Annotated in this window: 24 protein-coding genes; 13 read left to right on the forward strand and 11 right to left on the reverse strand. The window is 43.8% G+C overall.

Features of this window, described 5'->3' with window-relative positions; genetic code table 11:
• Positions 1 to 8 precede the first annotated feature (8 nt).
• The 4 genes from mcrG to mcrB are packed head-to-tail and all read right to left on the reverse strand — an operon-like array spanning position 9 to position 3,210.
• On the reverse strand, positions 9 to 755 hold the full coding sequence (mcrG, locus tag J2755_RS00245) for a coenzyme-B sulfoethylthiotransferase subunit gamma (protein ID WP_209677852.1): 747 nt from the start codon (positions 753 to 755) through the stop codon (positions 9 to 11).
• 5 nt (positions 756 to 760) lie between these two features.
• Positions 761 to 1,378: a methyl-coenzyme M reductase I operon protein C gene (mcrC, locus tag J2755_RS00250; RefSeq protein WP_209677856.1), complete on the reverse strand. Its 618-nt coding sequence runs from the start codon at positions 1,376 to 1,378 to the stop codon at positions 761 to 763.
• 4 nt (positions 1,379 to 1,382) lie between these two features.
• On the reverse strand, positions 1,383 to 1,877 hold the full coding sequence (gene mcrD / locus J2755_RS00255; RefSeq protein ID WP_209677859.1) for a methyl-coenzyme M reductase operon protein D: 495 nt from the start codon (positions 1,875 to 1,877) through the stop codon (positions 1,383 to 1,385).
• Positions 1,878 to 1,905: 28 nt separating this feature from the next.
• On the reverse strand, positions 1,906 to 3,210 hold the full coding sequence (gene mcrB / locus J2755_RS00260; RefSeq protein ID WP_209677863.1) for a coenzyme-B sulfoethylthiotransferase subunit beta: 1,305 nt from the start codon (positions 3,208 to 3,210) through the stop codon (positions 1,906 to 1,908).
• A gap of 290 nt (positions 3,211 to 3,500) precedes the next feature.
• Between mcrB and mmp10 the strand changes: the two genes are divergently transcribed.
• Positions 3,501 to 4,733 (forward strand): methyl coenzyme M reductase-arginine methyltransferase Mmp10, encoded by a 1,233-nt coding sequence (gene mmp10, locus J2755_RS00265; RefSeq protein WP_209677866.1) that lies wholly within the window; start codon positions 3,501 to 3,503, stop codon positions 4,731 to 4,733.
• On the opposite strand, the gene J2755_RS00270 is transcribed toward mmp10, so the two are convergent.
• Positions 4,726 to 8,145, reverse strand: a complete 3,420-nt coding sequence (locus J2755_RS00270) for a DNA polymerase II large subunit (protein ID WP_209677870.1) — start codon at positions 8,143 to 8,145, stop codon at positions 4,726 to 4,728. The two genes, mmp10 and J2755_RS00270, sit on opposite strands and share 8 nt — an antisense overlap.
• Before the next feature lie 135 nt (positions 8,146 to 8,280).
• On the opposite strand from J2755_RS00270, the gene J2755_RS00275 reads away from it, so the two are divergent.
• Positions 8,281 to 8,784, forward strand: coding sequence for an FKBP-type peptidyl-prolyl cis-trans isomerase (locus J2755_RS00275; protein ID WP_209677874.1), 504 nt, complete (start codon positions 8,281 to 8,283; stop codon positions 8,782 to 8,784).
• Between the two features lie 58 nt (positions 8,785 to 8,842).
• On the opposite strand, the gene J2755_RS00280 is transcribed toward J2755_RS00275, so the two are convergent.
• Complete coding sequence (locus tag J2755_RS00280) at positions 8,843 to 10,267, reverse strand: ATP-binding protein (RefSeq protein WP_209677877.1); 1,425 nt, start codon at positions 10,265 to 10,267, stop codon at positions 8,843 to 8,845.
• Positions 10,268 to 10,386: 119 nt separating this feature from the next.
• Between J2755_RS00280 and J2755_RS00285 the strand changes: the two genes are divergently transcribed.
• The 6 genes from J2755_RS00285 (at position 10,387) to J2755_RS00310 (ending at position 16,485) form a co-directional block, all read left to right on the forward strand.
• Positions 10,387 to 10,851, forward strand: a complete 465-nt coding sequence (locus J2755_RS00285; protein WP_209677879.1) for a hypothetical protein — start codon at positions 10,387 to 10,389, stop codon at positions 10,849 to 10,851.
• A 202-nt stretch (positions 10,852 to 11,053) separates the two neighbouring features.
• On the forward strand, positions 11,054 to 11,512 hold the full coding sequence (locus tag J2755_RS00290) for a hypothetical protein (protein ID WP_209677882.1): 459 nt from the start codon (positions 11,054 to 11,056) through the stop codon (positions 11,510 to 11,512).
• Positions 11,513 to 11,678: 166 nt separating this feature from the next.
• Positions 11,679 to 13,406: a sodium-extruding oxaloacetate decarboxylase subunit alpha gene (oadA, locus tag J2755_RS00295; protein ID WP_209677885.1), complete on the forward strand. Its 1,728-nt coding sequence runs from the start codon at positions 11,679 to 11,681 to the stop codon at positions 13,404 to 13,406.
• A 21-nt stretch (positions 13,407 to 13,427) separates the two neighbouring features.
• Positions 13,428 to 14,924 carry an acetyl-CoA carboxylase biotin carboxylase subunit gene (locus tag J2755_RS00300; protein ID WP_209677888.1) on the forward strand — a complete coding sequence of 499 codons (1,497 nt, stop codon included), beginning with the start codon at positions 13,428 to 13,430 and terminating at the stop codon, positions 14,922 to 14,924.
• Between the two features lie 40 nt (positions 14,925 to 14,964).
• Positions 14,965 to 15,933 (forward strand): biotin--[acetyl-CoA-carboxylase] ligase, encoded by a 969-nt coding sequence (locus J2755_RS00305; protein WP_209677891.1) that lies wholly within the window; start codon positions 14,965 to 14,967, stop codon positions 15,931 to 15,933.
• A 9-nt stretch (positions 15,934 to 15,942) separates the two neighbouring features.
• Complete coding sequence (locus J2755_RS00310) at positions 15,943 to 16,485, forward strand: S-layer protein domain-containing protein (RefSeq protein WP_209677894.1); 543 nt, start codon at positions 15,943 to 15,945, stop codon at positions 16,483 to 16,485.
• Here J2755_RS00310 and J2755_RS00315 read toward each other — a convergent pair.
• The 5 genes from J2755_RS00315 to J2755_RS00335 form a co-directional block, all read right to left on the reverse strand.
• On the reverse strand, positions 16,475 to 17,392 hold the full coding sequence (locus tag J2755_RS00315; RefSeq protein WP_209677897.1) for a coiled-coil protein: 918 nt from the start codon (positions 17,390 to 17,392) through the stop codon (positions 16,475 to 16,477). The two genes, J2755_RS00310 and J2755_RS00315, sit on opposite strands and share 11 nt — an antisense overlap.
• Positions 17,389 to 18,030: a hypothetical protein gene (locus J2755_RS00320; RefSeq protein WP_209677901.1), complete on the reverse strand. Its 642-nt coding sequence runs from the start codon at positions 18,028 to 18,030 to the stop codon at positions 17,389 to 17,391. Before J2755_RS00320 ends, J2755_RS00315 begins: the two co-directional genes overlap by 4 nt.
• A gap of 15 nt (positions 18,031 to 18,045) precedes the next feature.
• Entirely contained in the window at positions 18,046 to 18,336 is a 291-nt protein-coding gene (locus J2755_RS00325) for a DUF424 domain-containing protein (RefSeq protein ID WP_209677904.1), read from the reverse strand.
• A 9-nt stretch (positions 18,337 to 18,345) separates the two neighbouring features.
• The gene (locus tag J2755_RS00330; RefSeq protein WP_209677906.1) at positions 18,346 to 20,475 is read right to left on the reverse strand and encodes a minichromosome maintenance protein MCM; all 2,130 of its coding nucleotides are present in this window, start codon (positions 20,473 to 20,475) and stop codon (positions 18,346 to 18,348) included.
• 65 nt (positions 20,476 to 20,540) lie between these two features.
• Positions 20,541 to 21,245, reverse strand: a complete 705-nt coding sequence (locus J2755_RS00335) for an RNA methyltransferase (RefSeq protein WP_209677909.1) — start codon at positions 21,243 to 21,245, stop codon at positions 20,541 to 20,543.
• A 157-nt stretch (positions 21,246 to 21,402) separates the two neighbouring features.
• Between J2755_RS00335 and J2755_RS00340 the strand changes: the two genes are divergently transcribed.
• From J2755_RS00340 to J2755_RS00360, 5 genes are all read left to right on the forward strand, one after another.
• The gene (locus J2755_RS00340; RefSeq protein ID WP_209677912.1) at positions 21,403 to 22,464 is read left to right on the forward strand and encodes a branched-chain amino acid aminotransferase; all 1,062 of its coding nucleotides are present in this window, start codon (positions 21,403 to 21,405) and stop codon (positions 22,462 to 22,464) included.
• Between the two features lie 117 nt (positions 22,465 to 22,581).
• Positions 22,582 to 23,220 carry a LysE family translocator gene (locus tag J2755_RS00345; RefSeq protein ID WP_209677914.1) on the forward strand — a complete coding sequence of 213 codons (639 nt, stop codon included), beginning with the start codon at positions 22,582 to 22,584 and terminating at the stop codon, positions 23,218 to 23,220.
• A gap of 275 nt (positions 23,221 to 23,495) precedes the next feature.
• Complete coding sequence (locus J2755_RS00350; RefSeq protein WP_209677916.1) at positions 23,496 to 23,873, forward strand: ferritin-like domain-containing protein; 378 nt, start codon at positions 23,496 to 23,498, stop codon at positions 23,871 to 23,873.
• Positions 23,874 to 23,891: 18 nt separating this feature from the next.
• Positions 23,892 to 24,554, forward strand: a complete 663-nt coding sequence (locus J2755_RS00355) for an NAD(P)/FAD-dependent oxidoreductase (RefSeq protein WP_209677918.1) — start codon at positions 23,892 to 23,894, stop codon at positions 24,552 to 24,554.
• Between the two features lie 186 nt (positions 24,555 to 24,740).
• Positions 24,741 to 25,514 carry a disulfide reductase gene (locus J2755_RS00360; RefSeq protein ID WP_280954352.1) on the forward strand — a complete coding sequence of 258 codons (774 nt, stop codon included), beginning with the start codon at positions 24,741 to 24,743 and terminating at the stop codon, positions 25,512 to 25,514.
• Position 25,515 lies beyond the last annotated feature (1 nt).

The raw sequence follows: 25,515 nt of genomic DNA on the forward strand, positions 1-25,515 counted from the left end.
ATATCACCTCAGAGTGGCTGGAAGCCATACTTGGTCCTCTGGTCAAATACCCTGTGAACCCACTCGATGACTTCTGCGTCATCCCTGTAGGCTACATTGTCCACACGGTAGATGGTAGTTCTCTTTGCAGCTTCTTCGTCAGACATAGGTTTGCCCATGTCGACCTTCTTGTCGATTGGTCTTCCTACCTGATCCTTAACTGCCATGATCTGTCCGTTTTCAAGGACTGTCCTCTCAAGCATGTCAAACATTACACCATCTTCCTGGAGACGGAGTGAGTGACCGTGGACAGTAGCGCCACGAAGGCTTGCAAGTGCTGGACAGGTCATTTCTGTCTCGAGCTGGAATTTTGCAATAGCTTCCATGTCCCTTTCACGGGCCTCAACGACCTGACGGCCGGAGAGTGTACCTGGGTCTACGCCTCTGAAGTTGATTGCAGCGTTGTATGACCTGAAGTATGGGGTGGAAGGTGCGTTGTACATTGAGTCTACAAACTGTACGTACCTTACCCTGTCACCAGCTTTTGCGCCAGCTGTAGGTTCGACGAGTTCACGGATTGAGCATTCTGGTTCACCCATTTCTGCAAGTGGTGGGTGGGTGCTTGGGTAGTCAGTACCTGGTGCACGGTGTCCAAGAACGGTTGTTAAGTCGTCATCAGAGATTTCCCTGAGCTTCTCAACATCACCGGACATGTGCTTCCTTCTGTTTTCTGCAACGGATGTTGCGCCTGGGTAGAATTGTGGTTCATATGCCATAATGATTACACTCCTCTATGATTGATTGATTTCATGGTGGAATTCACTGCTTTGACAAGTTCATTTAATTTGTCTCTAGGACAAGTTTCACCTCTTGTCACGCCAGTTACAATTTCCATCACTTTTCCCTTTGTCTGGATGTTATTTTCCTGTGGTTTCACCAGTCTTGTCTTAGTACCGATTTTAGCAAAATCCTCAAAATCGACCATAGTCTGAGTGACGACTACAGCGGGGACTTCTGCATATTTCAGTATTTCCCTGACCTTCTTCACAACGTGATCCCTGATATTTCCCGTGTGGATAACAGCCATCTTATGCCTGTTGATCTGCTCTACTTCATCCGGGCTGATTCCAAATGAACCTGATTTCATTTCTGCATTAGGTTCCCCGGAACCGGTGTTGAGGACAAGTACACTCACCTGGATGCCTTCTTTGCGCATTCCATAGGTGAGCTCACATACCGGTTTGGTAATGTGCCTTCTGCCGGGGCTCATAGCAACTGCAACAACATCGGTGTGTCCGGCTTCTGAAAGAGTGCCGCGCTGTGCAAGCCCTCCTCCACGGCCAAGACCCATACCGTGTCGGCAATCAACTACCTGAGTTTCCCGGTCAAAAGTTACCATTTAATTATGCCTCACTTTCCTCGGAGTTCAGTACAGTGATATTGTCCACTTTGCTTTTTGGATCATAAAGGCCCAGAAGCTTTGGATCAGCTCCCGGACCCCTTTTGGCGTAGTCTGAAACAGTTTGTTTCTTCTGGATGAAGAGTCCCTCCCGGAATTCAAATCCGAATGGAAGTACTCGCTCACATACTTCCCGGAGGTTTTCTTTTACATCTTCATCTTCTATTTCCAGACGTATCCTACCAACCAATACTGATAATTCAATATCGGTATCCCCAATCTGGATGTGCTCTCTTGAAGGGTGATTTACCACACTTCCTTTGGCAGGTCCGTATGGGACTTGAGTTGGCAATCGGGGTCCCTGAATAAAAGCCCTTATGATCCCATCGAGGTTGCTGATTTCAGTCAGCAACTCTTTAGCAGTTTCAGGTCTAACTAACCTGCTTGGGAAAATTTCGATTTGAATGGGATTTCCGTTATCTGAAGAAGTTTCTGTCATTGTGAAACCTTAACATCCTGTGACAATCTTAGAGAGATTCTGCGATCGCGTCAATGGGCTCTCTGAACTCTTTGATGGATCCAAACACGTCACCAATGAGTCCTGATGTCTTTTCGATGGTAAACATCTGGGTACCTGCGTCAAGAGCAACTGCAGCGGATACACATGGAATTGCGAATCCTCTGGAGTGTCTGGTTACGACGTGGTTACCGTTGAATACACCTGGTCCACCGCCACCATAGATTGAGTGGCTGAAGAAGGAGAAACCGACTGCTGTACCCTGGATTCTTCCCATGTCACAGCCTGGTAAACCTGTTTCCTTCTCAATGATATCGTTGAAGTAAAGAATTGTAGATGAAACGTTCTGAGCTGCCCTGCCAGCACCCACGTTTACCATGGTTGCTGCAAGAAGACCTGCTGCTGCGTATGCGTTCCATGCGGATACATCGTTTGCTTTGTAGAACTTGTATCCGGAAGGTGCAGTCGCGTCAACACTGATTACACCATCTTCAATTGCCCTGCCAACGGTAGACTGAATCACAGTACCGATGGTACCGTCTTTGCCGTTCTCTTTAACGATGTCGTATACGACATTGTTTGCGTTAAGACCCTGGCATGCAAATCCGAGAAGCTGGTGTCTCTCGAATGGACCTACTGCGTTACCCATTTCGAACATTCCAGTCTGTTCATAGACTGAAGAAAGTGCTGCAGCGTTCATTGCCTTGCGGTGTGTGATTGCTGCAATGTGGTTTGTCATAATGTTCCTCAGGGAGTATCCCAGACCTTCGTTGTTCTGTGGGATATTGAGGATAGATGCGACGTTACCGCCCTTCATGTCCATTGTCTGTGGGTAGTTACCCCAAACAGCACCCTTTACGATTGGTGCATCGAACATGTCAACATTGTACATGTCAATGAGGGTCTGGACAACTGCAGCTGCACTGACTGTGAGGGAAGCAGTGTAATCTGCACCTGCATTGATCCTTGCGGTTGGAAGCTGTACGAGTAACTGCTTTCCGCCACTGAGGGTCTCAATGTTGGTGTCGTCACCATCTTCGACCATAACGAGTTCGTTTACTTTGTCAGCGATTGCTCCTGCATCGTCGACAATGTTGAAGTTCATTCCACGGCCGCTAATCTGGGCACCTTTGCCACCCATTTTACCGGTTGCGAGTGCCTTCTCGATTCCAGCGAGGTTGACAGCCACTGTTCTCTTGGTGTCGGTAATGATACGTTTGATGGCTGCGTTCCTTGTTGGAGCAAGGTCTGCAATATCAACGCCGCTTTCTAACAGTTTTCCTTTGTCACTGTAGATGTCTACTTTATCAGACACGTATTTTCCTCCTTTAGTTGTTGGTAAGAAATTCCCCATTTGGAAAACAACTACACTTGAGCGAGGACGATCTGGCGACACAATCCAATGGTAGCTAGAATTCCAGTCGGTTTTTCTTGAATGTAATGCACTTCAGCAATGTGACCTTTTAGGTTTAAAGCTTTTGGATTAGGTTCGAAGGTAGAAAGCAAATCTCCTGATTATTCGTTATGTTTTTGCAAATTTGGTGTAATATCAAGCCAACTTGACCACAACAGTTTAGTAATACCTTTTTCTACCTTCCCCACACCATGGAGATTGTCGCAGATATCGGAGGCAGCCCGGGAGTAGATTGCAACGGTTTTTGTTCATACTGCTACTTCCGCAAAGTAAGGGATGTGCCACCCTTTGGATGTAAACATTGTTTTCCCTTTTCAAAGGGGTGTGATTACTGCACAAGAAGTATTAAGGAATCCTATCCGGGCTTCAAACCCTCTCAGGTTGTTATGCGGGAAGTATCCCAGTCTATTCATTTCTCGCAGGGTAATGTGGAAAAATTCACGGTAAGTGGTGGAGGGGATATAAGCTGCTACGAAGAGCTGCCGGATCTGGTATATTTCCTGTCCCAGTTCGAGCGACCCATTCATCTCGGTTATACCAGTGGTAAGGGTTTTAATTCCGTTGAAGAAGCAGATTTCTATATACATGCAGGTGTGACTGAAGTATCTTTTACGGTTTTTGCAACAGACCCTGATCTCAGACGCAAATACATGAATGACCCTGAACCGCAATCATCTCTTGAAGCTTTGCAACGTTTCTGCGAGTCATGTGAAGTTTATGCTGCAATTGTTGTAATACCTGGTGTTAATGATGCCGAAGTACTTGACAGGACTTTGCAGGATCTCGAAGTCATGGGAGCAAAAGGTGCCATTCTAATGCGTTTTGCAAATTCCTTTAAGGAAGGTTTAATACTTGACAACGCTCCGGTTCTTGATGACATCACAACTCATAGTATTGAGGAATTCACTTCAATTGTACGCAATGCGGCTTCGAAGTATAATATAAGGATAACAGGCACTCCTCTTGAGGACCCCCTTATAGGTTGCCCCTTCGCTATAAGGAATGAACCTGATTATCTGGCCAAACTCCCTGAAATAACAAAAAAAGCTACTGTTCTCACCAGTATGGCTGCGCATCCGCGCCTTCAGGATATTTTTGACAGCCTTGGAGGGCAGGTCAACGTTGTGCCTGTGGGAAAGGACATCGGTTGTCTGATTACAATCGGGGATTTCAGGAATCTGGATCTTTACGATCTTGAAGAGACTATTATAATACCCGGTCGAACACTTGCTCACGACAATGAGATCAAGGAAGCTTTGAGCAGGGATGGTGTTGACCGGCTTGTTCGACGTGGTCCTGACCAGCTCACTTACGACGGCGAAATGTCCATTGGACTTACAAAAGAAAAAGTGTTGAATTTTGAAGTTGAGCAATTCAGCGAGCTCATTCAGCAAATAAACGCTGTGGGAATGCCTCTTACATAAAATCTGCAAGTCCCATCTGTTTTGAGCGGTCGTTGCTAAAGAGTGAGTCAATGTCCTTTCCGACCAGTTCTATTCTTTGTCGGGTGTAATCAGATACATTGTACTTCTCAGCGACCCTCATGGATACTTCAAGATATTTCCTGACTGCTCCTTCGTGAACAGTGAGAATCACCCTGCCACCGCAGAATGGGCAGGTTCCGGTAAGAGGTGGTCTCCGGAATTTCCCCCCGCATTTGACGCAGCGAGTTCCCTGTCTTGAAAATGCCCTAAGGTTTCCGAACATATCCGGCAGGAAGTGTGATACAAGAACTCTTTCCGCTACGTTTCCCACATCTACGGCACGTATCTTGTTTCCGAGGGATAGCTGGGCATCCATTTTTTCCACCATGCTTCCAAGGGTTTTGTAGGCGCTTTTTTGTGGTCCGGCTGCAATGTCCGTCGTGTCGTGAGTAAACATGAAATTATCATATTGTTCCGGGGTTCCAAGGCGATTACCTACCAGATCCATGATGTCTTCAAGGTCTTTAGGATTTGTAAAATCCTGTGTTGCTTCATAGAACTCCAGAGGATAAGATGCAGCTACATCAATATTATGGGCTTCCTTATCCACTTCCTTCGGATCTATCCTACTGGTGAGCACAAGTGGGGCGTCCATTTGCCCTCCACGTTTGTCCGGAAGGAACTCGCGTGAAAAATTCAGCAGTCCGTCCATCAGTAGCATGACACAGTCCTCATCACCATCACAGTTGCGTCTTTTTGCAGCGTGGAAAAACGGATGGGCATACCCGACAGAAGCTTTTGTAAATCCTACAAGCCTTCCCAGCACACCGGCGGAAGTGTGGGGAGCCAGGCCAATTAGCAAAACCCCGACAATATCTTCAAGGGTTTTTGCATTGTAGTAGGGTTCCTGATGGTAATATTTGACAAGCAAATCATCAATGAATCGGGTAGTATTGAGGATGTATTCCCCGCAGTCATAGGAAACTACTAAGTCCTGCACCCTGAGGCAGACAACCTGTTCATCTTTTTCCAGAGGATTTCCGTGAATATCTTCTGAGTATCCAAGCTCCTGTAGTTTACTTACAGGAATTCCCAATTCTGACGCTCTTATGTGTGTAAGGGGTATGTCCGACATGTCGTACCTTACGGTTCCGTCCTTGAAAGTGAACAAATCATGTTTGGCACGAAGGATTCCCTTTTCAAGGGGTTCGGGACTCATGTTTTTTGACATCATTCGCTTGACGCCCTTGAAAACCTCAAGATTGTCTCTTTCCCCCAGCCTTTCAAAGGCTTTCTGGTATATCTGTTTGAAATCGATATTCCTTTTTGTTGTGCAGGTAGTGGTAGCCCCGCATTTGGGGCATACTTCCTTGTTAATCGAAAGTCCGCATCTGGGGCAGAATAGTTTTGGGACGGTGTGGGTTCCACATTCACATCTGAATTCATGGGTTTCCATTCCACATGAAGGGCATATGCGGTTTCCGATTTCTACTTTTATGTCGCCGGGTTTGCCGTTTGCCATTTCTTTGTAATCAACAGCATTTGTCAGTTTTCGGGTATTTCCTCCTGCTTCTCCGATAGGGAAAAGAACATGTGGTGCAGGAGACATTTTGCGGCGGTTTGCTTTTTCAGGTCTTCCCATCCTTGCCCCAATTCTTATCGGAGCTCTGGCACGAACCGTCCATCCTGATAATTTGTTAACAGCATCAAGGGCCCCTGTTTCTTCAATAGTTTCCCATCTTTTTTTCAGGTTTTCAGTAAGGCCAAGGCAGTGAATAAGAGGTAGTGGGTCATTGATGCAGATTCTGTCGTCCTCGATTGTGTGCTGCACCAGAAGTTTTTCCAGTATTGTTTTTGACACACCGTCGCAACACTTGGTGTAGGGGATGTAGAGTGATTCCTTGTTGTCACTTATTTCGGAATTTTCAACAATGCAATTTGCAAGCTGGATAAATTCCTCCATTTCAATATCATGCCACAGGTATGTGAAAGAAGGATGTAGCGGTACGCCATGATTCTGGCATAGTTCAAGTGCTTTTTCCTGGGAAATGTTTGAAAGATCATTTTCGGTTTTTTCACCAAGGATTTTTTCATATTCCTGCACCCACCACTCGTAGCAGTAGGATGAAGGAATAAGAGGATGATTATTCTCAAGGAAATCGCCATAATTGATCAGGATTTCACCGATGTCTATTATAGACTCTACCTGTGAATGTAATTCAATGGCTGTTTCCTCGTCATCAATTCGAAGCACGTCACCTGAAAACAGTCTTACCGTGGGACCCTCAATTGAATCAACTGGTGCCATTCCTGCGGCTTTTCCCGGTCTTTCAACTTTCAGCTGGGTTCCCGCGACAATGAAACTGTCCATAATTACCATGCCAGCGGGACTGATGCCTGCTGCTGCAAAGGAAGTATTTCTTGAACGACCGTAACGCAACCTGAAACCGCCCGGTCTGGAGGGATGGGAAAAAACGGGTCTTCCTGCAATCAGATCCCGCATGTACTTGTCTTTTGGCTTGATGCCTTTCGTTTCCTCTTTTCCCTCGTCGTCCGAAGGAGTGGTACTAGCCATGAATTTCTCAAGCCAGTTCCAGCCATCAATCCCGAGCTTGTTTACGTGTTTCATTATTTTCGGGGCTTTTAGGGCCAGCCCTTCCGCGAGAACAAGTGCCATTCCACCCCTGAGGCGGTTTGTACCTACCCTGTCAAGGTTCCTATAACCTTCGACTTCCTCCTGCTCGGTGGGTTCCCCGTCAATGCATATGGGACAATTTTCAACAATAAGCCTGATTTCGGCCTCAGATGGCATGTACTGCAAGGTCGCAACACGGCGATACATTAGGATTTCTTCCACATATCTCTCCACTTCTTCCTTGCGGGGTTTGTATCTGTCAATTCCCACGCCTCTTCGGACATAATCGCCGACTAGAACTGAAAGGGCCTGTGCGGTACCTCCGGCACTTCGGATAGGTCCTGCATAATAAATTCTTATAAATTGGGTTCCGTCATCGTTGTCGGATATTTCTACCCTGTCAATACCTTCAATGGGTGCAGCAACGACACCTTCTGTAAGCATTGCAACAGATGTGCGGATAGCGCTTTCAATAGCTTGCTCCTTGGTGTCAAAATTTCCAACTTCTCCTTCGGCAATTGCCCTGCCAAGTGCAAGCGCAGCTTCTTCCCTTGACAGGTCAACTTCAAGCTCACGAATCTTGTCGGCAACACCCTCAACACCCATGAGGTTTTCCACCCTGTCCGCCAGATCCTTTGCAATGGGAATTTCTACATGTGGTTTAGGATCTTTCCCGGATTCACGGGCTTTATTCGCAATTTCAATTTCTTTTTGCAGGGTCGATTCCAGTGTCTCAAAATAGTCTGTCATCGTTTTGCTGGCTACAGTTTCTCCCATCTTGGATTATTCTTGTATCTCTAGGTATAATATGATTTTCCTGATAAGTCTTGAACTAATAATACTCCACAATTCAGGTCACTGGTCTCAGCAAAGACACAATCCTTATCACCAATCATCTTCCACTATTGGAACATGAGGAAAAGTTTATTGGTTTTGTTACTTGCAGCCACTATTTTTGTAAGCGGTTGCACAGGTACGGAAGAATCAGTTGAAGTAGCTGAAGTGGGGGACTATGTTCTTGTGGATTACACGGGTGAACTCGAAGATGGAACGGTTTTTGATACTTCCATCGGTCGCCAGCCACTCGGTTTTACTGTAGGGGCAGGCCAGATGATAGCCGGTTTCGATAATGGTGTCGTAGGCATGGCAGTGGGTGAAAGCAAGATACTGACCATTCCACCTGAAGAAGCATATGGTACTTATCTGGAAGTGCAGACTATTCCAATTCAAAATCTGCCAGATCCAAATGGGACATACGTAGAAGGGGGTCAATTGATGACTGCCTACGGGAATCTCACAATTGTCAATGTAACGGAGTCAGAAATAACGGTTGATGTTCAACGCCTCAATCATCCTCTGGCAGGTGAGACATTGATCTTCAATGTAACTCTTGTTTCAATTGGTGAAGAAGAATAAATAATCGGGTATTATGCCCGATTTCTCTTTCTGGTAGTCCTTTGACAAACTCCTGACTTCAGGCATACATGCCGTTTTCGCCTGGAGGGAATACAAGAGACTTTAATTCCTTCTTGTATTGTTCAATGCTTCTGAGCATGTCTTCTGTAGTTATTTGTTCAATAGTTATTTCATTCACTGAATCCCGGGTTATTATTTCAGGCATCTTGTTTCTGATTTTCACTATTTTACTGAATACACAGGCATTTACAACACCCTTTACATCCGCTCCGCTCAAATCCTTACTCACTTTTGCCAGCCTCTTGTAGTCGATATCTTCTACAGTATTGCGTCCTTTCAGATGTATCCTGTATATATCTTCCAGAGCTTTATCGTCAGGCAGTGGGATTTCCAGTTTAAGATCGAATCTTCCTGGCCTCAGGAATGCAGGATCTATATGGTTAAGCCTGTTGGTAGCTCCCATAATTATCATGCCTTTTGAACTGCGTATGCCGTCCATTTCCTGAAGCAGAAGGGATACTATTCTGACCGTGACCTCATGGGATGTGTCCCTTTGTGGCATTAAAGCATCAATCTCATCAATAAAGATCACCGATGGGGTACTGCTTTTAGCTTTCTCAAAAAGCTCCCTGAGATTCTTTTCCGACTCTCCGTACCATTTTGAAAGAATATCAGCGCCGTTTATGGAATAAAAATTGGCGTCAAGCTCCTTGGCAGAAGCTTTTGCAAGCATGGTCTTACCAGTTCCCGGGGGTCCGTAAAGCAATATTCCGTGTGGCAATTCTGCCCCGTACACTTCGTATATTTCAGGATGCCTGATTCCGAGATCAATGAGTGAAAGTTGTTTTTTTGCTTCCTCACAACCTCCGATATCACTGAAATCCACGTCAAGGAACTCTCTTTCTATTACTTCAAAACGCTTGCTTTCTTCCCCGGAAGAAGTTCTTCTTTCGGAAGCAAGTGATTGTGGCTTTAGATCCGGTTCTCTCATTGGCACAGGAAGAATGGCCAGATCCTGTTCTCCACCTCCTGCCTCGTAGCCGCAATTGATCAGTAATTCAAGGATTTCAAGAAATCTGGGGATATGAGTTTTCATTTCATCAGGATCGAGAAATGCCGTTGAAGATAACTTGAATTCATTTCCCTGAATGCTTATAATATACAAATCGTTGTCTTCAGTATGGCTCAGGCGCAAACTCCTGTGCGTGCTCTTGAAGTCGTATCCATACTGTTTAATTTCACGCTTGAAAAGGTCAAGGATTTCTTTGGTATTTGTCTCTTCGTCATATATTATAGTGGCAGAAGTGTCGTAAAGATATTCATTAAATGAATGTGGCGACATGAGGACGGAGGAGATTTCATATATCTCATCCCGCGTGTACAACGGTGACAGCAGGGAAACAACATTGTTATCGGAAACCGCCAGGTGCATAGTGCTGTAGTCCCTCTGGTTTAAAGCTCCCCAATCTATTCTGAATGGCATACATTCTAGATTCTCTATTCGTTTCAAATAGATTGCGACAAAAGATCTCATTATAGCAATGATGGAAAAGGATCACATTAATATAGATTAAATTTAATATATTTACGAAGGTGATATTATTGAAAAAACTTATCATTGCGTTAACATTTTTAATCCTTTTCACTTCAGCAACCACTGGTGCTTCTCCTCTTGGGGATGGCTTGCAGATGATGGTTGATGAATACAATAAGAATGCAGGAGTTGCTCCTTCTCCGATAAAAACTATTTTCGGAAATGAAGTCATTCAGTTGACAGTTGAAATGAATGATGGATCTATGTTTTACTTCAAATTAGTAACAGATGATGCAAAAATAGTTGAATTTGAGGAAATTAGTGTTGATGATGACATCGACGCAACTCTGCTTGTAGGTATTGATGAAGATACATTGTCAGCTCTTGCGAATTCGACCTCCCCGCTACATATCTTCTTAGATGCTTATGAGGATGGCAGGATTACAGTAGAAGCTGTGGGAGCCGTCAATAAAATTACCATAGCGTTGGGCAATCTGGCGATAAAACTGTCTCAATTACTTGGATTCATCTGATTTTATCCGGATGTTTCTTTTTTCTTTTTTTTCACTTTATTTGTGTTATGTCTTTTTTGTTTCTCCATAGAGATCCTTCTGCCAGTTTATGTAGCTAGTTAGGGTAGATTGAAGGTATTGTGCCAAAGATGTCATAATTATTATGAGAAATAGGATCAAATTGATATAGTTGTAGATTAATATATTTTCAAAGGTGAGTTAAGTGAAGAAAATTCTCGTGGCTTTATCTATCTTTATTCTTTTTGCCTCCGCAACTGCCAGTGCCGAGCTTGTTGATGATATTGAAGTTTCTATTGCCGAATACAATGCGTATTCAGGTGAAGTGCCTTCAGTTATCAAAAGCCTTTTTGGAAATGAAATTGGGCATGTAACTATTGGAACAGTTGATGGGTCTCCACTGTACTTCAAAATCGTGACAAAAAATGCAAAGGTAGTGGAATTCAGGGAAATAACCGCTGATGAGGATGTAGATGCCACTCTCCTGCTGGAAATTCATGAAAATACACTTGAGGATATCCTGACTTCTGAATCACCCATGTCTACTTACTTTGACGCATATGAAAGTGGCAAAATAACCATTGAAGCAATTGGAATTAAAAATCAGGTTTCGTTGACTCTGGGAAATGCAGCAATAAAGTTATCAAAATTCATTGGATTTTAAGAAGACATTTTAACTGTTTCTATTTCTCTCTTTCCTTCTTTTTCATTTATATACCCTCACCAGAAAGTACATAAAAGTTAATGGACAATTAGGTACAATTTCATCAGCCGAATTCTAAGCATTAACTAGATTCTTGCTTATATGTGCTAAAAATGAGAGGTATTCTATGAAGGTCAAAATAACTGAAACAATTCTGAGGGACGCACACCAATCGCTTCTTGCAACGAGAATGCGAACAAGGACTATGCTTCCCATCATTGAAAAGTTGGATGAGGTTGGTTACTATTCCCTCGAAATGTGGGGAGGTGCAACATTTGACACTTGTATCAGATATCTCAACGAGGATCCATGGGAGCGTCTCAGGGAACTGAAAAAACACATGAACAACACCCATGCCCAGATGTTGTTACGGGGCCAGAACCTTGTAGGCTACAGGCATTATTCCGATGATGTCGTAGAAAAATTTGTTACCAAAGCCTATGAAAACGGTATTGATATTTTCCGCATATTTGATGCGGTAAACGATGTCAGAAACATGGAAACTTCCATTAGGGTAGCTAAAAAACAGGGTGCGCATGTTCAGGGTACTATCAGCTATACCATCAGTCCTGTCCACACTGTTGAGAAATACGTTGCATTTGCAAACGAACTTGCGGAATTGGGCTGTGATTCCATTTGTATTAAGGACATGGCCGGACTTCTTGCTCCTCATGAAGCCTATGAACTCATAAGCTCACTCAAGAAAGAGGTCGGCTTGCCGGTGGACTTGCACTGTCACTGTACTTCCGGCATGGCTCCGATGAGCTACATGGCAGCCTGTGAGGCTGGTGTTGATATTCTTGATACTGCTCTTTCACCCCTTGCAGGGGGAACTTCCCAGCCACCAACAGAGTCCACGGTTGCAGCTCTTCAAAGGACTAAATTCGACACAGGCCTTGATCTTAAACTGCTGGGTGAAGCATCTGCATATTTCAAGGAAATCAAGGACGAATACAAAGGAATACTTGATCCTATATCCGAGCAGGTTGACACTAACGTTCTGGTTTACCAGATTCCTGGAGGTATGCTCTCCAACCTTGTGTCCCAGCTGAAGGAGCAAAACGCTCTTGACAAGTATGATGATGTTCTTGAAGAGATGCCAAGGGTGCGTGAGGAACTTGGTTATCCTCCACTTGTAACTCCTACAAGCCAGATAGTAGGCACCCAGGCCGTACTCAATGTCCTAATGGGCGAGCGCTACAAGGTAGTTCCAAAGGAAGTAAAGGACTATGTACGTGGTCTTTATGGCCGGTCCCCGGCTCCAATCAGCGAAAAAATGATCGCGACTATTATCGGTGACGAACAGCCAATCACAGTAAGGCCAGCGGATCTTCTCGAGCCTGAATACGAAAAGATAAAGCAGGAAGCTGAAGAGATGGGAATCGTCAGCAAAGAAGAAGATGTTCTTACTTATGCTCTTTATCCAGCCATTGCTCCAAAATTCCTGCGTGGCGAATCTGAAGAAGAGATACTTGCACCGGTGCCAGCTGCATCCACTCCCGCAGCATCAGCTCCAGTGGCAATACCTACTCACTTTAAAGTTGAAGTTGACAACGAATCATTCGACGTTCATGTTGAACCCGTTGGAGGTGCCATTACAGTAACCGAAAGTGCTTCCCAGAAACCGACTGCGGTTGCTTCAGAAGGTGCTGTAACTAGCCACATGCAGGGAATGGTTCTTTCTATTGATGTGGTTGTGGGTGACGCCATTAATGAAGGAGACAAGATTTGTGTTATTGAAGCCATGAAAATGGAGAATGCAATTCACTCTCCACATGGTGGTACTGTCAAGGAAATCCTTGTTTCCGAGGGCGATGCAGTTACTTCCGGCGAAGTCTTGATGGTAATTGACTGAGCACCAATTTGAGGTTATTATATGTTCAGCAAGGTACTTGTTGCAAACAGAGGCGAAATAGCTATCAGGATTATGCGTGCCTGCAAGGAACTGGATGTTGGTACGGTTGCAGTTTATTCCGAGGCAGATAGCAATGCACTGTTTACAAAATATGCGGATGAGGCTTATTTGATTGGTCCTGCTCCAACTTCCAAGAGTTACCTCAATATGGAGGCAATTCTTGAAGTAGCGAAGAAAACCGGCGCAGAAGGAATTCATCCGGGATTTGGTTTCCTTTCGGAAAACACTACTTTTGCAAAAAGGTGTGAAGAGGAAGGAGTAACTTTCATAGGTCCTTCCAGTGAAGTCATAGAGCAAATGGGAAGCAAAATAGCTGCCCGTGAAGCCATGATTAAGGCCGGTGTTCCGGTCGTTCCGGGTGATGGCAAACCAATAGAAGATTATGAAGCTGCACAGAAAGTCGCAGATAATCTTGGTTATCCACTTATGATCAAAGCCTCCGCAGGTGGCGGTGGCATTGGTATGAAAGTAGTTTATTCCGATGAGGAATTGAAAAATTCGATTTCATCTATCAGATCAGTTGCAGAGTCTGCGTTTGGTGATTCAACTGTTTTCATTGAAAAATATATGGAAGAACCACGTCACATTGAAATCCAGATTCTTGCTGACAGCCATGGCAACTGCCTTTATCTTTCAGACAGGGAATGCTCCATTCAGCGAAGGCATCAGAAGCTCATTGAAGAAGCTCCATCTCCTATAATGACTCCGGAACTTCGGGCAGCAATGGGTGGCACTGCAGTCAAAGCCGCAAAATCCATTGGTTATGAAAACGCAGGAACCGTGGAATTCCTTTATTCAAAGGGTGATTACTATTTCCTTGAAGTTAACACACGTCTGCAGGTAGAACACGGTATCACCGAGCTTGTAACAGGCATTGATATCGTCAAGGAGCAGCTCAAAGTCGCATGCGGTGAGGAACTATCTTTCAAGCAGGAAGACATCAAGATAACCGGTTCAGCAATTGAATGCAGGATTAATGCCGAAGATCCGCTCAACGATTTTACTCCATCCCCCGGGAAAATACGCCGCTACAGATCTGCCGGCGGTCCGGGTGTCAGGGTTGACAGTGGGGTGCATATGGGCTATACCATTACGCCTTTCTATGATTCCATGATTTCCAAACTCCAGACCTGGGGAAGGGACAGGGATGAAGCCATTGCAAGGATGAGACGTGCTCTCTTTGAGTATGTTGTAATTGGTGTCAAAACCAACATTCCATTCCATCGGGCAGTAATGTCACATGAAGAATTCCTGAAGGGAAATCTCACAACACACTTCATTGATGACTATAATATCCTTGATATTGTAGCTGAAAACGCTGCATGCCACGAGAGGGAATGTGAAACCCTTGCTGAAGCACTTGACAACAATAACAAAAAGATTGCTGCTATCAGCGCTGCAGTTGGGTCCTACATTAATGCAGCCAAATCCCGGGATATGGAAAACAAGGATGAATGATTTTTTATTCTTGTACTTCCAATTGTAACAGGGGATTTTATTGCAAAACAATATTCTTGAAGTAATAAGGATACTGAAAGGTGCAAACGGACAACCTGTGTCGGGGGCGGAGATAGGGACTTCTATCGGTGTTTCCAGAACGATGATCTGGAAATATGTCCAGGCTCTCCAGAAGCGTGGATATTCCATAGAATCCATCCCCGGAAGCGGTTATATCTTGCGATCAGAGCCTGATTTTCTCTATCCTGAACTAATTACTGAGGGCCTTGATACTGATATAATCGGGACTGAATTAGTTTACTACGACAAAGTTCAATCAACCAATGATATTGCCAAACAAATCGGAAGCGAAGCTTCTGATGGAACGGTTGTAATAGCTGAAATCCAGGACAGTGGCCGGGGGCGCAGGGGTTGTGATTGGTGTTCTCCGGAAGGTGGAATTTGGCTTTCTGTAATCCTGAAACTTTCTATGTCGCCTTCACATGCCTCCCGATTAACACTCATGGCTGGTGTTGCTGTGGCAGAAACACTTCGCAAAATCGGGGTAAATGCTTCCCTGAAGTGGCCAAATGATGTATTGGTGGGTGGCAAGAAAATCTGTGGTATTTTGACTGAGATGGAAGCAGAAGCTGAGATTATTAATTATGTAGTTATCGGTATTGGGATCAATGCCAACATGGATCCTGAATCATTCCCGGATGATCTGAAAAAGACTTCCACGACCATCAAGTACGAGTTGGGAAAAGAGATAGACAGGGTGATTTTTGTTCAGTCCCTTCTTTCTACGCTTGAGCAACACTACATAAAATTCAACACTGGTTCATTTGATGAGATTCTGCAGAAATGGATAGACCTTTCTGATACTCTTGGAAAGCAGGTTTGTATGGTAACTCCTGTCAAAATGTATGAAGGAAAAGCAATCGGGATATCTGAAGATGGCGGTCTTATTGTTGAGATGGCGGATGGCTCTAAGGAAACTCTAATATCAGGTCGCTGCATGTATGTTTGAGGATTACTAATGTATGCAAAGGTCTTAGCTTTCTTTTTTATTTTTATAATTAGCCTTTGCTCACTATCTACGAATGTTGCTTTTGCGCAAGAGCTTGTCCTGGAAGATGGAAGTGCGCTAAACATCCGCACAGGCCATACGAAGCAGCTCCATCAGAATTATTCTATAACGGTAAAATTTGTCAATCTGGATGATAATAGGGTTTGGTTGGCACTCCAAAGAAATGACGAACCCTTAATAGATGATATTCTTGGGGAGAATGAAACGCTGGTTTATTCAAGGGAAAACACTACAATTCTGAATATAACTCTCAAAGAAATATATTTCGGCTCGGAAGGTGAGCTTGTTACTTTTGAACCGGTTTTCCAGTATGTGGATCCAGAGTTCCCCCTGGATCAAAGTCCAGATAATGGTACAGTTATTCCGGATAATCCACAAAACAATAGTACAAATACCGAAAATCCCGGGAGTATGCCGGGATTTGGAATTACAGGTACAACCCTCAGTCTTCTGGCAGGAATATACCTGTTAAGGAGTCGAATTAAAGCTTAAGATCTCCTTTGTCCATCAAGATCTTAAGGTCTTCCAAACTCATTTTGCCGGTTTTCTCAAGACGCTCTTTTGCAGCACTATGCTGTTCATCCTTCTTTTTCTCGTCTTTTTCCAGTTGAATTTCGTTGAGCTTGTCCAGGTAACCACCAAGCTCTTCCCTGAGGGATTCTACCTTCTTCTTCAAGGGATCGATTTTGTCCCTTATTGGGGAAAGAACCGCATAGGTCTCTTTCATCTGGGAGTGATACAAATCGGCTTCCTTTCGGAATTCATCTATCTGGTTGTACAACTCAATCATTTTTACGTGATGCTTCTGGGAATCCTCCGCTAGCTCCTTGATATGTGAACCAAGTTCGTAGCCTTCCTTTTCAACTTCTTTTGCGCTATCATATACGCTCATGACTTCTTTGTGAAGGCCATCAGCAGCAAGGGCGGCTTCGAGTCTCTTTTCAAGCTGCATGATTCTTTCAAAAACATCCTTTTCGTGTTTAAGGGGGATGTCAGCATTCAGGAAAGTCTCAACTTCCTTAGTATAAGCCTTGGCAAGAGATTCAACGCTTCCCTTTGATTCCTGATTGAACTGGTTGCGCTTTTCCTTAAAACTTGAAATGTCGCCGGTAAGTTTATCCTTGAGATTCAATACGACCTGTCTCTTTCCTTTTATTTCAGAGATTTTCGCATTTACCTCATCTCTTGCTGCTTTTTCATTCCGGGCAAGAGTGGCAAGTTCCTTTACCTTTGCGTTCAAGTCATCTCTCTTTTCCTTAAGTTCACCAATGTTGGTACGGTGCAACTTAAGCTCCCTGAACACATTTTTGAGTGTCTTTTCATTATGGGAAATCTCATTACGGAATTTGTTCACCGTTTCCTTGAGTTCCCTTTCTGTCATTGAGGCCGGATCTTTCATGCTGTCTCCTCCGACTTCTGTGTACCTTCAAGTTGTTTTTCCCAGTATTCACGGGCTTCAGTGTGACTTGCAATACGCCTGTGTAGCCAGTTATGGCGTGGCTCATCTTTCTTGAGCTCTTCGGCCATGTTTTCGTTGTCCTTGGAGGAATCTTTTCGGTTTGTTTCAAGGGACAGAAGCTCGATTGTAGCTTCCTCGGCTCCTTTGATTTTCTCGGTTAACTGGCTTACCTGCTCTTTTATTTCTTCAACTCTGATTGAGTTTATCTTGTCCAGCAGGGTTTTACGCAATGCTGCTTCAGTTTCGGGCTCTTTCAAACGCTTAAGCTCTTCAATATCATCGTGAATTGAATGGACTAGCCGATCTTCAATAGTACCGGGTTCCAGATCTTCAAGCAATTTCTTTGCCTGATAATACAATTGCTGCCTTTTCTCCCTGAGAACATCCATCCTTTGCACGGTGTCCTCATGCTCTTTCTTTGCAGCAGCAACTTTTTCTTTTAATTCCTTTACTTTTCCTTCAAGGGAATTATACTCAGTATTGTATTCACTTATTAGGCGCTCATGTTTCTCAATGACCGCTTTGATTAACCCTTCCCTGTCGAGGGTTTTGACTGCACTTTCGCTATTTTCACTCATCTTTTTCCCTTTGCCTTATACTCTGTATATCTGGACGTGGGGAACGCCATCGATAATCATAACTGTGTCAGGATCTACCATGCCACATTTTATTGCACAATTAATAACTTTTTCTCCGAAAAGATTTGCATTAACGCAACATTTGAGTTCTTCCATCAGTTTTTCTTCTGACACAATGTCGCCTTTATAGAAGCTTTCTGTAACTTCAACGCAAATTTTTCCTTTTTTGAGCTTGGAACCGATAAGTTTTTGGTCACAGGCTGCAAGTACCATCCCATCCCCTTGTTTGTGAATTTTCAAATACATATCTTTCCCTCACACAATCTTAATATGTTTTTTATCAGGTGACATCAGGTCTCCTTTTTGCCTCATCTTCCTGATGAGTTCTTCTGCCTGATCCCGGCTTATATTTTCTGCTTCGGCAGCTGCATATACTTCTTCAAGGGGTGCTTTGCCACCAGGATTGCGATCTCCGACATCCCGAATAACATCCATCAGGACATGAATTTTGTCACGCTGGCTCTTGCTTGTCCCCGTAGCAATAACATCAACGTCAAAGGCACCTGTGTCCGGGTCAACACCAACCTGCTTCATGCAGGCCATACTGATTCTGGTAGTACGTTTTGCATCTTCCAGAGTTGCTTTGTTACTTAATCTGATTCTTGCGCTGGCTTCTGCAAGTCTCACAAGCGCTTCAAGCTGTCGTGCAGTAACAGGGACAGGTGAATCCTTATTTTCTCCCATTTTCCTTAAGTCAAGATAATAGTTAACCAGATGTTCCCTCGCTTCGTCTTCCATTACGGGGAATATCTTGCGGCGTGCATAAGCCACGTATTTGCGGAGTGTTTCGTTTTCAATTGCCGGGAGAATAATTTTCATCTGGTCTCCGACTTGTTTTTCGGTAATCTCGGATGCAGGGTCCCTGCTCATTTGTTCATTCAGTTCCCCCGCAAAGTGAGAGCGAAGGATATGTTTCGCAATGTCCCCGTCCTTCCTTGATTCGGGGATATCAAGCAATATAAAGATTAGATCAAACCTTGAAATCAGAGCAGGTGGCATGTTGATTTGTTCAGCAAGGCCTTCGTATCTATCAAATCTTCCGTATTTCGGATTTGCAGCTCCAAGCAAAGCACATCGGGATTTGAGTGTGGCAAGAATTCCGGCCTTTGCAACGGATATGGTTTGTTGTTCCATTGCTTCGTGAAGTGCGCTTTTGTCTTCCCTGCTCATCTTATCCATTTCATCCACTGCGGCGATACCCATATCTGCCATTACGAGTGCACCGGCCTCTAAAGTCCAGCGTCCATCTCCAAGATCGTCACGCACAGCAGCTGCAGTCAAACCACTTGAAGATGCACTCTTACCGGATGCGAATACACCTCTGGGTGATATTTTGACCATGTAGCGAAGCAACTGACTTTTTGCGATACCGGGGTCACCAACAAGAAGCATGTGGATGTCCCCACGAACCCTTGATCCGTCAGGCATAACTTTCGGGACGCCGGAGAAGAGTTGCAATGCCAATGCTTCCTTAATATCCTCGTATCCGAAAATTGACGGGGCAATGGATTTTATCATCTTCTCATAGAGATGAGGGTCCTTGCTTAGTTCCCTTATTTCTTCTTCATCTTCCGGGGTGATGTCGAGTTCATCGAATTCCTGATCAACATATTCGATGGAATTGCTGTGTAGCACAAGATCATAATATGGGGATTTGCCTTCCCGGAGAGTTCTCTGGTGGGAGCGGAGCACGCCATTTATTACTACCCTGTCTCCAGGTTTTACAATTCCTGCAATATCGTCTTCGGCGTCAACATCAATGCTCTGGGGCTGGCTTCCACCTCTCAGGTTTTCAGGTGATTCCTGTATCTGGAGTTTTTGAGAGTCGACAAAAGTGGATTTATCAATAATAAGTTTGAAAGGGCCTCTGCGCTCGCAGTTTACGTTTTCACAATCCTTTGGTTCCACAAACTTTGTGCCTTCCTGTGGAACATTAAATGTGTGTTCACAATTTGCGCATAAAAAATGAGCATCTATAATTTTTGGCCTGACTTCAGTGGCTTTCCTGATCATGCCTTCCAATGCGATGAATTTGAGCAGGTGTTTGCTGCGTAAATCACGGATTGGTATCTTGTTTGGAATATTTATGAATCGTATTTTGACATCTTTCAGGTTTTTGTCTTCATCGGTGCCTGACTCTTTAGTCGGGGTATCAACAAAGTGGATTTTTAATTCCTGCTTCAGTGCTTCCTCAGCTGCAGGGATTATCTCGTCGGGTGCCTGAATCAATTCCTCTGCTATTTCAGGCGTAAACTGGTACAGGTTCTCATAGTTAACATAAACACTTTTTTTCTCTGGATAATTGTCAACCAGTAAAAGTATGTCAGTCCTGTTGTAAAGATTCAGGAATTCCCTGAACTTGTTTACCCATTTTTCTTCTACCATGTTAAACCCCGGGTACCAGCATTATCGTTTATCAGAATATATTTAAATCTATCTTAAAAGAGTCGTTATTCATCATTTTCATTTGATTTCTGGATTCCCCTGAAGATGCCTCTCAGTGTTTGGACTTCGCGGGGTGTAAGAACAGCTCTTCCGAATATTCTCCTGAGCATCAAATATGTTTTTTCTTTCTTATGTTCAGGGTGCCCTATGTCATCAAGCATCTCTCCAAGATGCTCATACAAAAGTTCCAGATCAAATCTGTCTGCAATCGGTCTTGACGGATCTTCTATCTCACTCATTTCGTAGAGCACAACTGTTGTTGCATGAGCAATATTCATCACAGGGTAAATTTCGGATGTAGGAATTGTGAGGATCATATCGCATTGCTTCAGTTCTTCTTTTGACAATCCATTATCTTCCCTGCCGAACAAGACCGCTACTGTCCCGTCGGCATCCTTGAGATGTTCCTTCATCTGCTTGGGGGTATATACCGGTACACGAAGATGCTCATCATCTTTAATTCCTGAAATTCCACTTGTTCCGATTACCAGATTTGCATCCCCAATCGCTTCCTTCAGGCTGGACTCAATTGTTGCACTTTTGAGCAAATCCTGTGCATGGGACGCCATAGCTCTCGCTTCTCCTTCAAGCGGACATGGATTGACAAGAACAAGATCATTGTAACCGAAATTTTTCATTGAGCGGGCAACTGATCCGACATTTCCCTGATAAAGCGGTTCAACAAGTACAATACGTAAGTTAGGCGACATCTCCCTTTAACATCGTCTTTTAGGTATAATTGCTTTCTGGAACCTCGTCCCATTTACAAAAATCATGTTTTGGATAATAACAACTTTATGTATGGCGATTGCTGTAGTTAATAGTTAATTTGAATAGAAACCTGACAACCATTGCAGGGGTAATCGCATGGATCTCACAGTCACCAAAGCTAAGCAACTAAAACCTAAGCCCGATGAGAATGATCTGGGTTTTGGAAGAATATTTACTGATCATATGTTTGTTATGGATTACGATCCTGAAAATGGATGGCATGATCCGCGCATTGAGCCATATGGTCCTTTTCAGATGGATCCCTCTACAATGGCATTGCATTATGGGCAGGCTACTTTTGAGGGACTTAAAGCGTTTAGGAAAGATGATGGGACAATTCAACTCTTCCGCCCTCAGGAGAATTTCAAAAGGTTGAATGCTTCCAATCGCACACTTTGTATTCCTGAAATTGATGAGGCATTTGCGCTGGATGCATTGAAACAATTACTATCGATTGAAAAAGAGTGGGTTCCCCGGGTCCGGGGCACTTCCTTGTATATTCGTCCTGCCATCATTGCCACAGATCCCTTTTTGGGGGTCAGGGCATCCCGAACGTATCGCTTCTTCATGATCCTTTGTCCGGTTGGTGCATACTATGCCGAAGGGTTTAACCCGGTAAAAATATGGATCACAAAGGCCCACGTGCGGGCAGTGCGTGGAGGACTTGGAGAAGCAAAGACCGCTGCAAACTATGCAGCAAGCCTCTATGCCGGAGAAGAAGCGCATGGATGTGGTTACTCCCAGGTTTTGTGGTTGGATGGACTGGAACAAAAATATGTTGAAGAAGTGGGTTCTATGAACATCTTTTTTGTTATTGCTGGGGAACTTGTAACTCCGATGTTAAACGGCAGTATCTTATCTGGTATTACACGTGATTCTGTCATAGCTCTTGCTAAGAAATGGGGAATGGGAGTTTCAGAGAGGAAAATTAGTATCGATGAAGTTTTTGAAGCACAGGAAAGTGGAACACTTCAGGAGATATTTGGTTCCGGGACTGCTGCAGTTATTTCTCCGGTGGGAGAACTAAAGTATGATGGCAAGGCGATAACTGTCTCTGGTGGGGATGTGGGTCAGATTGCCAGCAAATTATTCAATGCCATTACAGACATTCAATATGGCAGAAAAGAAGATGATATGGGTTGGATTGAATCTTTATAATGCAGTTATTTGGCTATCATGCACTCTCCTGAAAAAAACTAACCATAAACGACCTGGTAAATCCAACACATCCTTGCAGTAAATATTTGATTGGATGCAGGTAAGGGCAGATGTTCGATGTTTGAATCAGCGGAATTTTTACTAATGGGCTTAGTTCTGGGGTTTGCTGCCGGTATTTCTCCGGGTCCGCTAATGGCGATGACAATTTCTGAAACCTTGCAGCATGGATCAAAGGAAGGGATTAAGGTTGCGATTTCGCCACTGATTACCGATATACTGATAGTTTCATCCATTGTGTTACTTTTAATTCATTTTGAAAATCAGGAGTCTGCAATTGCCCTTATTAGCCTGACAGGGGCATTGTACTTGGTACATCTGGGGATTTCTTCTCTTCGAACTCAAAATATAGATATTGAAATCAGTAATGGAAAGAAGGATTCCCTTAAGAAAGGTATTCTGGCCAATTTCCTGAGTCCCCATCCGTACCTATTTTGGATCGCTATTGGCGGTCCTATTTTTTTCAGGGCTCTTGAAGTTAATATATTAGCTGTGGTTTTATTCATTTTTGGTTTTTATCTTCTTCTGGTAGGTTCTAAAATCGTGCTTGCACTTGCTATCGGGAAATTCAGTTTCTTCCTGAAAAACAAATATTATCTTTACACTATTCGTTCCCTGGGGGTTGTTTATCTCATTTTTGCCATGTTTTTCATTACGCAGGGATTGGGATTGCTTGGTTTGAACATTGCAGCGCTGTAAATGTGATGAATTTAATACAGTCCGATAAATCTGTTCGTATATAACAAAACAATCAACTTTAAATGTTTGGAGAACCTATTAATTATCAAATTGGTGTTGTTAGTTACAATTTCTCAAAAAGAGCTATTTATGCACTTTTGGATATTTGTAAGAAAAGCACTCAGATTTCACAATGATTGTTCCAGAATCGTATAGAAATTGTGCTATAGCATAAATATGGTGCGGACAATTATTGTAATTACTTCGTTGACAAAGTCTAAGAGGAGTGAAATAATATGAGCCTGGAAAACATTTTACAGCAGACCTTTAAAGGTGAAACGACAGAAGTTGGTTGGTATTTGGCAATGTCCAAGCTTGCAGAAAGGGAAGGACTTCCTGAGGTTGCAGTCTACCTCCGTCAGCTTGCTATGGATGAAGCATGGCACGCAGCCGAAGTTGCCGAAATCCTCGGACTTATCAAAGATACAACTGTTGATAACCTTAAGATGATGCTTGAGGGAGAAACCATGGCCGAAGGCGAGAAAGCCGACGCTGCTAAGATTGCACAGGAAGAAGGAAATGAGCAGGCAGCTCTCTTCTTTGCAAAGGCATCTGCAGATGAGGCCCGTCACAAGGAAGGCCTTACCGGCATCCTCAAGAGACTTGAGCAGTGAACTTGGTGGAGTATTTAAATGACTAAGAAAGACCTTCTTGAGAAAGGCGCAATCCTGCAGCGAGATGGGGAAACTTATGCGATAGCACCCCAGTCTCCCGGTGGTATTGTCAGTCCGGAAATGCTTCGCAAAGTTGCAGATGTGGCAGACAAATATGAGGCAGCAGCCGTCAAATTAACCTCCGCTCAGCGTCTTTGTATCGTCGGGCTTAAGGAAGATGATATTGACGGTGCCTGGGAAGACCTTGGCATGAAACCTGCAGCTGCAATTGGGCTGTGTGTCAGGAGTGTTAAAATCTGTCCGGGTACCACATTCTGTAAACGTGGACAGCAGGATTCCGTCGGACTCGGGCTTGCCCTTGATGAAAAATACCACGGAATGCAACTTCCTTCAAAGTTCAAGATTGCCGTTTCAGGATGCATGAATTCATGTGCCGAATCCGCAGTAAGGGATATTGGAATACTTGGTACTCCCAAGGGATATAGGGTTCTGGTAGGAGGAAATGCAGGTATTCGTCCACGCCTTGGTGATTTAATTGCTGAGGAGCTCAGTGATGAAGAAGTCATGGAACTTGTGGACAAGATTATAAGCTACTATAAGACCCACACAAAGAAATGGCGCCTTGGCCGTGTCATTGATGAAATGGGACTTGAAGAATTCAAGAAAGAGATCGGGCTTTAAGGTAAAATCCTTAAACCTTTTCTTCTTTTTTTCTTTCTTTTCATCTGTCTCCTGATTATCTTTTTGTTGCTGTTTTCCGATGGCGGTGGATGAAAATATTTAAATAGAATCGGTACCACCAATAGACCAGACTTAACTATACATATCACATTTCTTTAAAAAGAACACATCAGGAGATAGACATTAATGGCTATGGAATATTTTTCAGGAATATCCGATGCTTTGAGGATCACTTTCGTGCAGGTCATGATACTGGCTAATGCTGCGATTTTGATTTTCCTCTACGGAATGTATATAAATTTGAAAAAATGGGGTGCTGGTGCCGAAGAATATGGTGGAAGCGGTACTGGTGGCAAACTTTTAGCTTTCCCAAGAATGCTTATTCGTCAGATGAGTGCTGAAAGCCACGGTCACGGACAGAATATTGTTGTAACTCTTGTTCTTGATATTCTGCTTCAGAGGCGTATCATGCGCCGCAGTCCAGTTCGCTGGTTCATGCACATCACAATTTTCATTGGCTGGATGGCACTTTTTGTAATGTCTGTTCTTATGTTCCTCGTGGAAGTAACACATATGGCACTCCACATGGGTCCGGATCCTGAAGTTTTCAGGGAAATGCTTTCTCTCCCCAATGATATATTCAGTTACATCCTGCTTACAGGAATTATAATTGCAATCGCAAGAAGGCTCTTCCTGCAGAAAATGCGTGAAAGTACAATTGCATATGATTCTATTCTTCTTGGCGGCCTGACTCTTATCACAATAACAGGCTTCTTTGCAGACGGTATCAGGAACGGTACTTTCTGGGGTATGGGACTCCACTATGAGTGGGCTCCACCCGCAGCTCTGTTCCACGTAATCATCTCATTGCTGTTCTGTATTGCATACATCCCATACAGCAAATACATCCACATGATTGCAATACCACTTACCCTCCTGGCAAACAAGGGAGGTGAATAAT

This window comes from Methanohalophilus levihalophilus (assembly GCF_017874375.1).
In the GTDB taxonomy this organism is placed as follows: Archaea; Halobacteriota; Methanosarcinia; order Methanosarcinales; family Methanosarcinaceae; genus Methanohalophilus; species Methanohalophilus levihalophilus.

Excerpts from the sequence above, each read along its gene's own strand:
- J2755_RS00330 (WP_209677906.1), bottom strand. The coding sequence starts at position 20,475 with ATGGTAGAAGAAAAATGGGTAAACAAGTTCAGGGAATTCCTGAATCTT.
- J2755_RS00355 (WP_209677918.1), top strand. The coding sequence starts at position 23,892 with ATGACTAAGAAAGACCTTCTTGAGAAAGGCGCAATCCTGCAGCGAGAT.
- J2755_RS00270 (WP_209677870.1), bottom strand. The coding sequence starts at position 8,145 with ATGGGAGAAACTGTAGCCAGCAAAACGATGACAGACTATTTTGAGACA.
- J2755_RS00315 (WP_209677897.1), bottom strand. The coding sequence starts at position 17,392 with ATGAAAGATCCGGCCTCAATGACAGAAAGGGAACTCAAGGAAACGGTG.
- J2755_RS00320 (WP_209677901.1), bottom strand. The coding sequence starts at position 18,030 with ATGAGTGAAAATAGCGAAAGTGCAGTCAAAACCCTCGACAGGGAAGGG.
- J2755_RS00310 (WP_209677894.1), top strand. The coding sequence starts at position 15,943 with ATGTATGCAAAGGTCTTAGCTTTCTTTTTTATTTTTATAATTAGCCTT.
- oadA (WP_209677885.1), top strand. The coding sequence starts at position 11,679 with ATGAAGGTCAAAATAACTGAAACAATTCTGAGGGACGCACACCAATCG.
- mmp10 (WP_209677866.1), top strand. The coding sequence starts at position 3,501 with ATGGAGATTGTCGCAGATATCGGAGGCAGCCCGGGAGTAGATTGCAAC.
- J2755_RS00280 (WP_209677877.1), bottom strand. The coding sequence starts at position 10,267 with ATGCCATTCAGAATAGATTGGGGAGCTTTAAACCAGAGGGACTACAGC.
- J2755_RS00350 (WP_209677916.1), top strand. The coding sequence starts at position 23,496 with ATGAGCCTGGAAAACATTTTACAGCAGACCTTTAAAGGTGAAACGACA.
- J2755_RS00340 (WP_209677912.1), top strand. The coding sequence starts at position 21,403 with ATGGATCTCACAGTCACCAAAGCTAAGCAACTAAAACCTAAGCCCGAT.
- mcrG (WP_209677852.1), bottom strand. The coding sequence starts at position 755 with ATGGCATATGAACCACAATTCTACCCAGGCGCAACATCCGTTGCAGAA.
- J2755_RS00360 (WP_280954352.1), top strand. The coding sequence starts at position 24,741 with ATGGCTATGGAATATTTTTCAGGAATATCCGATGCTTTGAGGATCACT.
- mcrD (WP_209677859.1), bottom strand. The coding sequence starts at position 1,877 with ATGACAGAAACTTCTTCAGATAACGGAAATCCCATTCAAATCGAAATT.
- J2755_RS00275 (WP_209677874.1), top strand. The coding sequence starts at position 8,281 with ATGAGGAAAAGTTTATTGGTTTTGTTACTTGCAGCCACTATTTTTGTA.
- J2755_RS00325 (WP_209677904.1), bottom strand. The coding sequence starts at position 18,336 with ATGTATTTGAAAATTCACAAACAAGGGGATGGGATGGTACTTGCAGCC.
- J2755_RS00335 (WP_209677909.1), bottom strand. The coding sequence starts at position 21,245 with ATGTCGCCTAACTTACGTATTGTACTTGTTGAACCGCTTTATCAGGGA.
- J2755_RS00345 (WP_209677914.1), top strand. The coding sequence starts at position 22,582 with ATGTTTGAATCAGCGGAATTTTTACTAATGGGCTTAGTTCTGGGGTTT.
- J2755_RS00300 (WP_209677888.1), top strand. The coding sequence starts at position 13,428 with ATGTTCAGCAAGGTACTTGTTGCAAACAGAGGCGAAATAGCTATCAGG.
- mcrC (WP_209677856.1), bottom strand. The coding sequence starts at position 1,378 with ATGGTAACTTTTGACCGGGAAACTCAGGTAGTTGATTGCCGACACGGT.